At 66.8% G+C, this 9,500-nt stretch carries 8 protein-coding genes and 2 pseudogenes; 6 read left to right on the top strand and 4 right to left on the bottom strand.

Features of this window, described 5'->3' with window-relative positions; all coding sequences use genetic code 11:
• Window positions 1–66: 66 nt before the first annotated feature.
• Window positions 67–1,155, bottom strand: a complete 1,089-nt coding sequence (locus AB0M27_RS45190) for a hypothetical protein (protein WP_365731760.1) — start codon at window positions 1,153–1,155, stop codon at window positions 67–69.
• Complete coding sequence (locus AB0M27_RS45185) at window positions 1,152–1,571, bottom strand: hypothetical protein (protein WP_365731751.1); 420 nt, start codon at window positions 1,569–1,571, stop codon at window positions 1,152–1,154. The genes AB0M27_RS45190 and AB0M27_RS45185 overlap by 4 nt, the downstream gene beginning before the upstream one ends.
• A gap of 225 nt (window positions 1,572–1,796) precedes the next feature.
• On the opposite strand from AB0M27_RS45185, the gene AB0M27_RS45180 reads away from it, so the two are divergent.
• The gene (locus AB0M27_RS45180; RefSeq protein WP_365731749.1) at window positions 1,797–2,060 is read left to right on the top strand and encodes an integrase; all 264 of its coding nucleotides are present in this window, start codon (window positions 1,797–1,799) and stop codon (window positions 2,058–2,060) included.
• A 341-nt stretch (window positions 2,061–2,401) separates the two neighbouring features.
• On the opposite strand, the pseudogene AB0M27_RS45175 reads toward AB0M27_RS45180, so the two are convergent.
• A pseudogene (locus tag AB0M27_RS45175) lies at window positions 2,402–2,565 on the bottom strand (DDE-type integrase/transposase/recombinase); the annotation flags it as partial.
• A 183-nt stretch (window positions 2,566–2,748) separates the two neighbouring features.
• On the bottom strand, window positions 2,749–3,261 hold the full coding sequence (locus tag AB0M27_RS45170; RefSeq protein WP_365731747.1) for a hypothetical protein: 513 nt from the start codon (window positions 3,259–3,261) through the stop codon (window positions 2,749–2,751).
• Between the two features lie 517 nt (window positions 3,262–3,778).
• Here AB0M27_RS45170 and AB0M27_RS45165 point away from each other — a divergent pair.
• The 5 genes and pseudogenes from AB0M27_RS45165 to AB0M27_RS45145 all read left to right on the top strand — a co-directional run bounded on the left by AB0M27_RS45165 (window position 3,779) and on the right by AB0M27_RS45145 (window position 9,360).
• Entirely contained in the window at window positions 3,779–4,894 is a 1,116-nt protein-coding gene (locus AB0M27_RS45165) for a hypothetical protein (RefSeq protein ID WP_365731745.1), read from the top strand.
• Window positions 4,895–5,129: 235 nt separating this feature from the next.
• Window positions 5,130–5,336, top strand: a pseudogene (locus AB0M27_RS45160) (ATP-binding protein); the annotation flags it as partial.
• A 617-nt stretch (window positions 5,337–5,953) separates the two neighbouring features.
• Entirely contained in the window at window positions 5,954–6,763 is an 810-nt protein-coding gene (locus tag AB0M27_RS45155; RefSeq protein ID WP_365731743.1) for a reverse transcriptase domain-containing protein, read from the top strand.
• Between the two features lie 116 nt (window positions 6,764–6,879).
• Entirely contained in the window at window positions 6,880–8,586 is a 1,707-nt protein-coding gene (locus AB0M27_RS45150) for an IS1634 family transposase (RefSeq protein WP_365731741.1), read from the top strand.
• A 192-nt stretch (window positions 8,587–8,778) separates the two neighbouring features.
• Window positions 8,779–9,360 (top strand): group II intron maturase-specific domain-containing protein, encoded by a 582-nt coding sequence (locus AB0M27_RS45145; RefSeq protein ID WP_365731739.1) that lies wholly within the window; start codon window positions 8,779–8,781, stop codon window positions 9,358–9,360.
• Window positions 9,361–9,500 lie beyond the last annotated feature (140 nt).

Raw genomic sequence — 9,500 nt, 5'->3', positions numbered from 1 at the left:
AGAGTGCACGGCGACGGAGCCCTCTGCCTGTGGAAAGGAGTCAGGGCTCCGGGTATTGAGTAGGGGTCATCCGGCGCCGTGCACTGCTATTAGGTATTCGAGCACGTGGATGATGTCGATGACGATGTTCACGGTGACGTTCCGGCGGGCTGCTGCCTCGGCTCGGATGAGGTCGAGCTGGTGGCGGGCGCCGTCGACCAGCACGACCCAGGTTCGGCGGTGCTCGGGGTCGCGGGCCTCGGCCTGGTCGAACACGGCGGCGATGACCTGCTCGGCGGTGTCGTTCACCGAGCCGCACAGCCACTTGGACCTGGCTTTCGGTCCCGGGCGACGCTCCTTCGCGGGGTCGGCGGGGTTTGCGATGATGTCGTCGACGCCGCGGACGGCGGGCTCGGCGTCGTAGACGGTGCCCAGGGTGGCCATCCGTTTGCGGCCGTTCTTCTCCCCGGGTGCGAGCCTGGTCGCCATCTTGTTGCCACTCTTGGCCGCGGCGGCCTTCGCGGTGGCTTCGCGCAGCGCCTCGGGCCTTATCACCACGCCCTTGCCGTCGGTGGACAGCACCAGCAGCGTGGCGTCGGTGCACGGCTCGGGCACCAGGGCCTGGTAGAAGGCGTCGATGTCGGCCGCGGCGGCCACGGCGAGCTCCTGGACCTGCCGGTGGCCGATCCCTGCGCCGGTCAGCGCGTTGACGCGCTCGACCGCCTCAGCGAAGGAGCCGCGGGCGGACTCGGTCGCGGCGAGCCTGGCCAGCCCGTGGCTGTGCATCCCGGCCGGCATGTTCAGTGCGGCGTCGGCCAGGTGCAGATCCGCCGAACCGGTGGCCCGGTAGGCGATCCGGGTCGCGGTGACCTTCCCGAACACCGTGGACAGGATCCGGGTCCGGCCCCGCTCGATCCGGGTGCGCTCGACACCGGCCGCATCGACCACCGGATCGGCCCGCCGCTCGCGCACCGCGCGCAGGTCCAGATGGTCCTGGAACAGCTGCCGGGTCACCTCGCGCATCCGCGCCGCGAGCAGGTCCTCCAGCCCTGAATGCGTCAACGCGGCGGCGTCCGGCGACGTCAGATCCGTGGCGACCTGCTCGAACAGGCCGCGGGAGGCGGCGAACGCGGTCTCGGTCACCGCCAGACCGCCGGACTCCAGGGCGGCGCTCACCAGCCCAACTCCCGTCCGTCCACCCTGAACAGCCCCGGCGCGGTCTCCGCCAGGATCCCCCGCTCCACCAGGCGCTTCAGCTTCGAACGCATACCTTCCACGTGACGGGCTTCGGTCTGAAGCTCCAGCTCCACGCACACGTCCTTGCACCGCCACGCCGACCCCGACGTCGCGAACAACGCGATGATCCGCTGGTAGTCCGGTGACATCACCGTCACATCGCCCGCTGCCTCCGCCGCCAACAGTGCCGCGGCAACATCGACCGGCCCGGACACCGCCGACCCAGCCGCATCACGCGTGGCCACTGGACCGTCGGCCAGCACCTGCTTCACCGTCTCCCGCGTGATCTGCAGCCGGGACAGTTCGACTTCCGCCTGGGGCACCGCTTCGGAAAGCTCTGCGATCTGCTTGCCCAACCCCAAGACCTTGGCCCGGCATTCACTCTCTCTAGCATCCAACGCGGCCATCAACGACGGCACCACACCACCCCGCCTCACCCGGTGCCCGCACCCACGGCCGGCTCACCTCGCCGACGGTAGAGACCGCCTTACACCACCAGATCCCGAACCCGCGCGAATCACCCCAACGAGGCACCCTCACAAGATCTGCACCCCAGGTCGATCATGGCAGGCTCAGACTGCATGGCGCTGAGCATGCTCTTCCTGAGACTCCTCGCACTGCTCCTGCTGCTCTCGCGCTCCCAGGACGCCAAGGACATCGAGCTGCTCGCGCTCCGCCACGAGAACGCGATGCTGCGCCGCCAACCCGGCGTCCGGCCGCGCCTTGCCTGGCCGGACCGCGCCGTGCTCGCAGCTCTGGCCCGGCACCTACCAGGCAGACTGCGACGGCACCGCTTGGTCACCCCCGGAACCCTCCTGTCCCGGCACCGCTCGCTGCTTGGATGAAAGTGGAAGCAGAAACCGGCGCGCACCGGCCGCCGGCCGATCTGCGATCGTCGGCTCTGAGGTGAGCGGGCCCGCTCGTCGGAGTTGGAAGCCGGACGCCGAGTGCGTCGTCGAGGACGTCGGCATCCAGCCGTCGAATTTGCAAGCGCCTGACGGTGCGTGGAGGCATGGTCGGCTTGCGGTCCGGGCCTATGCTCAGGCCGTGGCGGGTTGGCCGGCAGCGCCAGTGATCTGGTCCCAGATAGCGAAGCGGACGGTCATCGCGGCTCGCTATTCGTGGGCGGTCATCAGGTGGCGGCGGGGCCGGAAGTGGGCGAGATGCCGCTGAACGCGGACAGAAACCGCTGGGCCGCGCCGTAGGAGCGGAGCTTGTCCGTGACGATCACCCTTGGCACCGTGCTCGTCTTCTTCATCAGGCGGCGGAAGAGGCGTCGGCCGCGGCCTTGTGCCGGCGGCTCTGCACGAGGATGTCCAGCAGGTCCCCGTCCAGGTCGACGGCCCGCCACGGACAATCCCCCTCCACCACGATCAGCAAGAAGATCATCTCACCTGTCAGCCAATGTGACAGCGCCGGATTTTAGGTTGAGGCAGGGGACGCGTGAGCGAACCTGGCGGGGAGGCTCTGTCCCAACCCCCCCATGCACGCTGACATTGGCCTCGTTCGTTGCGCTGACCGTGCCTCAGGTGGCTAGTCCCGGATCCCCAGGTCCTCCCGCATCAATGTCCGCATCGCCACCAGCCGGGGCTCCGCCTGCTTGACCTCGACGAGCAGGCGCTCGACACTCTCCCCGTCACGCGCGAGGCCGCGGTCGATGCGCTTGGCCGCCGCGTCTACCCACGCGAGGACTTTGTTGAGTTCCCGCGACGCCTCCATGATCCGCAGCGGGACGATCATCTGGGCTGCCGCGTAGCGGTCGCGATACTCCCTGCGGGAATCCTCGAGACGGGTGCGGTCCTCCTCGATGTAGACGCCGTCGCGAATGCGGTGCAGGGCGTCCTTGAGGAGCGTGTGGAACTGCTCGGAGGCGCGGTTCATGGCCGTGTACGCCTCTCGGCGTTCCTCGAACGACCGTCTACGGTCGGCGAGTTCGGCCTCGGTGGCGCGTTCGCGGGCGTTGAAGCGTTGCGGGAGCACCGCGCCGAGGAGAGCCCCGCCGAGGCCCGTCGCCGCGGTGATCGCGGTCGCTATCGCGTCTGACATGCGCGGACCCTATCGTGATCCGGACGCCTCGCTGCCCGTCGCCGGAGGCGGGAACTGCCCCTGAGCGGGTTTTTTACGATGGTCCGCGGGGTTTTACGACGAGTTGGTGTCTGGGGAGGCTGGTGCGGGTTGGGTGGACCACCCACCGCTTCGGCTGCGGAGTGAACCCTCTCGTCCCCGACAGCACGTATCGCCGACGTCTACACCGAGCCGCTGAAGAGGCTGGAAGCCTCCGGCCCGCCGGCGAAGGCTAGTGGTCGTCATGCCGCGCGGCCTGGAGGCGGGCCGCGGTTCCGGGCAGCGCGGCAGGTCTTAGCAGTTGTGTCACATGTCCTTTCGGCAGGTCACGGCGCCATGCATACTCCTGAACATAGGGGGGCGGGGCAACGTGAGCGTCTTGGATTGGTTGTGGCCACGTTTCGAAGCTGGGGACGATGGGCGAGTCCAGGGACAGGCCCGTCGGAGCGCCGACGAGGAGCATGCAAAGATCCGCAGGCGTGTGGCGGCCCTTCCCGGCTTGGAGGACGACGAGCGCGATTCCATGATCTCGGCGGTGGACAATGCCGCGATCGGAGCAATCCTTCCGGTGGTGTACCGAGCGCGGATCAACCGGATCGCTTCGCTCTCCGGCCTGTTCGCGGCTGGCGCCACTGGCGGGTTGCTGCTGTGTGTCCTCAATGGCCGGCCCTTCGCGGTCATGCAGTCGCCCGGTCTCGGCATCCCCCTCCTCACACAAGGGGTCATGCTCGTTGTACTGATCGCGGCCGGGACTCTGTGGAATCGCCGACGCAAGGTGCTGTTCCAGTTCCGAGAAATGCGAACCGCCTCACAGGCAGGAGACGACTTTCCCCTCCTGATCAGTCTCCTGCTGGTTGCCATTCCTCTGGTGGGGTTGCCGTGGGCGGCGACGGTCGTGTGGCCCTCGTACTCGCATTGGGCCACCGGCTGGCAACTGTTCCTCTGCGTGGGGCCGGTGCTGGGGATGATCGCCGGACGGACGCTGGACGCAGTATGGCGGCTCTTGGAGCGTCACTGGCGACCGGCATGGGAAGAGGTCACGGACCAGATGGTCTGGCAGTTGCACTACCTGGCCTGGCTTCTGGCTGTTCAACGGCCTTCGTTCATGCGTCCCTTGATTCTTCGTGTGGTGCGAGCTGACCTGGACCGAATCGCTCGGATCATTGAGGGAAATCCCGTCCCGGTACGCCTCGCGAGGTGGCACGAGCGGGCGCTACGACGCCGCATCCGCACGGATCACTTGCGCGTGGCGGCAGCACTCCGTGACCACAGCCGGGCGATGGCCTCCGTGCGGACGCTGGGCGACTATGACAGCATCACGGAATCGATCGTCCGTGGTGCACTGGCCGCTGCCACTGGCGACTGGGATGCGCTGCTGTTCAACACGCCCGAGGTCAACTTCGTCTCCCGTGTCACAAGAGTTTTGCGCAGACTCAGCTCAACGCTCCTGTTGACCACGGCGGCGCTGGTTATCCCCATGCTCCCCGGCGTCACGCCAGCAGCCGACGGAGTGCGCATTGTGCTGTTCAGTACAGCGGTGCTCTCGTTGTTGCCGGCCGCCGACACCACACGCGCCGAACTACGTGGAGCCCTCGATCGAGCACTGTTCAAATGAAGCACGGCAGTGATCGAGGGACATCGCCGCCATGGCTATGCGAGGTGTTCTTGCAGATCCACGCCAGCTGGAGCGGGAGGGGCGGGCGTCGGCGTTCGTCATCAACGGGCCGATCGTGAAGGCGCTGGCGGCCGCGCGGGTCAAGCTGCAGAAGATGGAGTCGACCAGCGGCCTGTACGAGGCGATCGCGGAGCTGCCGGAGCGGCAGTGCGGGGTGATCGTGCTGCGCCCCGTGCTTTGCCTGATCGGCGACTGCGGCACCGGCAAGTCCCACATGCTGATCGCCCTGGGCAAGGAGGCAGCCATGAAGGGCTACCGCGTTCGCTACACCCTCGCGACGAAACTGGTCAATGAGCTGGTCGAGGCCGCCGACGAGAAGCAGCTGACCAAGACCATCGCCCGCTACGGCCGCGTCGATCTCCTCTGCATCGACGAACTCGGCCGTGCGCCACGAGGCGCTGGTGCGCCGTGAGGCGTGGGGAATCGAAGGAGGTGCAAGACCTCCTCGCCGGGCCGTCGCAGCGGCCCGGTGGGAGCTGAGCGCAGTCCGACCCGGGAGACGCCGGGGAGGGCGGGAAGCAGCGCTGACAAAGCCGGGACGGTTCGGAACTGCCAGACGGGCCGGGTCCGGCGAGCGAGATCAGAGGGCATACGAGAGGAACCAGTGGCAAAGCTCCGTAAGCGTGGCACCGGCTCAAATCTGGCGGATATGGGCCGGGTTGCAGTGCACGGACCGTTCACCGAGCGGGCCGACTCCGAAGCCGATTTAGCGTGTCGGTGGGGAGGCCACGGCGAAAGCCTGCGGCGTAACCGTGGCGATGCTGCCGGGGCAAAGCTGGATGCCGGACTGATCAATCGATTCTCCGTGAACACGGGAACCGTCCCGTGCCGTTCCCACGATCCGGAATCCATTCGGACCGGTGGGATAGACGCGTCGTCCGTCGAAGGTGCGGGATGGGGCGGAGGCCCCGTAGTAGTCCGAGCGGGCGAGAGGCTCGCGCATGGCGAAGGGGGCCAGCAAGTCGGCAGTAAGGATGCTGGAATACCGGGAGAACGTTGGTGAACACTGACGAGCTGGAATACGTCTTGCTCAAGGCGGAACGCCGGGTACTGGAGATCCAGACCAAGCTGCACCGTTGGGCCCGTGATGATCCTCATCGCAGGTTCGATGATCTGTACAACCTCGTTGCCGACCCGGGTTTCCTGCTGGTGGCCTGGGATCGGGTGCGGAACAACAAGGGCGCGCGTACGGCGGGAGTGGACGGTGACACCGCCTACTACATCGAGTCCGTGCGCGGGCTGGAGGGGTTCCTCGTGGAACTGCGGGAAGATCTCAAGGCCCGCACCTTCCGGCCCCTTCCGGCGCGGCGGCGGGCGATTCCCAAGGCGGGCGGCAAGGTCCGCTATCTGGGGATCGCCACGATCCGCGACCGGGTGGTCCAGGCGTCCTTGAAGCCGGTATTGGAGCCTGTGGTCGAGGCGGATTTCCTTCCATGCTCGTATGGATTCCGCCCGAATCGCCGGGCCCATGACGCGGTGGCAGAGGTGCACCACTTCGCATCCCGCTCATATGAGTGGATCGTGGAGGGGGACATCAAAGCCTGCTTCGACGAAATCTCGCATCCCGCTCTTATGGACCGGGTGCGGAAACGCATCGGGGACAAACGCGTCCTGGCTCTGGTGAAGGCGTTCCTCAAAGCGGGCATCCTCGATGAGGATGGCACGTGGGTGGACACCGATGCCGGAACTCCGCAGGGATCGATTCTTTCCCCATTGCTCAGCAATGTGGCTCTCTCGGTCCTGGACGAGCATGTCGCCCAGGCCCGGGTTCGACGTAATTCGGGGCTCCTGGAGGTTCCGCGGGTCTGAAGGTGCAGGTCATGGGGCTGCAGGTCGCTCCACAAGTCCGAAGTGCCTAGAGACGCGATTTTCGTGATTCTCCTGCGCTGGCCTGGGCACGGCTCGTAGGGTCTGGAGCCGTGTACGTGAAGACGACGAAGCGGGAGAACAAGTCCGGCACGGTCCGGTACCTGCATCTGGCCCACAACGAGTGGGACCCGGCCAAGGGGCGGGCGGTGCCGAAGGTGCTGTTCACCTTCGGGCGTGAGGACCAGCTCGACCGCGACGCGGTCAAGCGCCTGGTCACGTCTCTATCGAGGCTGCTGGAGCCGGGCGACGCGCTGGCCGCGACGGCCGCCTCCGACCTGGAGTTCGTCTCCTCGGTGCCGTTCGGCGGCACCTACGTGCTCGACTACCTGTGGCACCGGCTGAAGATCGACCAGATCGTGGGCCGGGTCGGGCAACCCAAGCGGGGCCGCCGCCGGGACATGTCCGTCACCGAGCGTGTGCTGTTCGCCCTGGTCGCCAACCGGGCTCTGGCCCCGTCGTCCAAGCTGGCCGCCGCTGACTGGATCACCCACGACGCGCACATCGACCAGCTGGCCGAGATCGGCGAACAGCCCTGCTACCGGGCCATGGACTGGCTCCACGAGGTGACCGCCGACCTGGAGAAGCAGGTGTTCGACGAGGTCGCGAACCTGCTGAACCTGGAAGTGGACCTGCTGTTCTTCGACACCACCAGCACCTACTTCGAACTGGAGGAGCCCGACGAGCCCGTCGCGTGCGACAACGTCGGCCGGCCGCTCGGCGACCGGCCGGGAGACGGTGAACCGAACACGGTCGGGTTCCGCACCTACGGCAAGTCCAAGGACTCCCGCGATAACCTCCCGCAGATCGTCATCGGCATGGCTGTCACCCGCGACGGAATCCCGGTCCGCTGCTGGTGCTGGCCGGGCAACGCCTCGGACCAGACGGTGATCCGGCAGGTCAAGGACGACATGCGGGACTGGACCCTCAGCAAGATCGTGTGGGTGACCGACCGCGGCTTCTCCAGCGCCGAGAACCGCCGATACCTGCGCCAGGGCGATCACGCCTACATCATCGGCGAGAAGCTCCGCTCCGGATCCCCCGAGGTCAAGGCTGCCCTGTCCCGTCAGGGCCGCTACACCGAGATCGCCGAGAACATGCGCGTGAAGGAGGTGCGGATCAGCGAGACGGAGCGGTTCGTGATCTGCCACAATCCCGAAGCGGCCGAACGGGACCGGCACATGCGTGAGCAACTCGTCTCCCAGCTCACCGAGTTGATCGATGATTCGGACAAGCTCAGCGACTTCAAGCGCGGCGAACTGCGCGGAAAGATCGCCGGCAAGCCCGGACTGAACCGCTACCTGCGCGCCACACCCGCCGGCAAGCTCCGCATCGACACCGCCAAGATCAAGGCGGAGTCGAACCTCGACGGCAAGTACCTCCTGCGCTGCAGCGACCCGCAGCTGAGCGCCGAGGACATCGCGCTCGGCTACAAGCAGTTGCTGGAAGTCGAGCGCGGCTGGCGCGACATGAAGCAGATCATCGACCTGCGACCCGTCTACCACCGGCTCGAAGAACGCATCCGAGCCCACGTCGTCCTGTGCTGGCTCGCCCTCCTGCTGATCCGCATCATCGAGACCCAAGCCGACACGACCTGGTCCCAGGCTCGCCGCGAGCTCCAACGCCTCCACGTCGGGACCTTCACGGGTGCCAGCGGCACGTTCCAGCAGGTCACCGGCCTGACCAAGCCGCAGTCCGACCTGCTCGCCAAGCTCGGCATCCCCCACCCCAAGCAGGTTCTCGATCTCCAGGCCACATCCCACTGACCAGCCGAAACGCCACCGCCTAGAGAAACGCCTTCCAGGCGGCCACACTCATGTCCGCCCAGGTCAGACCCCAGATTCGACCCTCCATGTCACCGAATTACGTCGAACCCGGGCCAGGGGCCGGGTGGGCCCGGAGCCAGCCCGTATGGGAGAGCCAAGCGACGTCGCCATGGTCTGCCCAACTACCGCCTCGTGCGGTTCGCGGACGACTGGTGCCTGCTGGTGTCGGGCACCAAGGCGCACGCCGAGGCTCTGCGGGAGGAACTCGCCGGGGTGCTGACCACGATGGGCCTGCGCCTGTCGCCGGAGAAGACCCTGATTACCCACATCGAGAACGGTCTCGACTTTCTTGGCTGGCGCGTCCAGCGACACCGGAAGCGGGGCACCGGCAAGCACTACGTGTACGTCTATCCGGCCAAGAAGGCGCTGGCCGCCGTCATGGCCAAGGTGAAGACGATGTGCCGGCGGAGCACGAACCTGACGCTCGCAGACCTGCTGCGTCAGCTCAACATGATGCTGCGGGGCTGGACCGCGTACTTCAAGTACGGATGCTCGAATGCGACCTTCAGCTACCTGAGGTCCTACCTCTGGAAAGAGGTGGTCAGGTGGCAGGAGCGCAAGCATCGGCGAACTCCGTGGAAGGAACTGCGCCGACGCTACGGCATCTGGCCCGCCGAGGACGGAAGGGAGCTGTTCGACCCGGCCAGGGTAAGCGCCAAGCGCTACTACTACCGGGGAACACGCATCCCGACACCGTGGCCGAGCACAGCATGAGGCGAACGCGAACCCTGCGGAGCTTGTGGAGAGCCCGGTGCGCTTAGGACTCCTTTCAGAATGCCGGGTTCTTCCGGGCGAGGGTCATGCAGTGTGCGAGCTGAAGAAAGGCGTCGTGCATGTCGTCTCGGGTTTCCCAG

The sequence above is a fragment of the Streptomyces sp. NPDC052107 genome, from assembly GCF_040680215.1.
Lineage (GTDB): Bacteria > Actinomycetota > Actinomycetes > Streptomycetales > Streptomycetaceae > Streptomyces.
The sequence above is the reverse complement of the archived record's forward strand: the minus strand, read 5'-3'. Positions and strand labels throughout refer to the sequence as shown.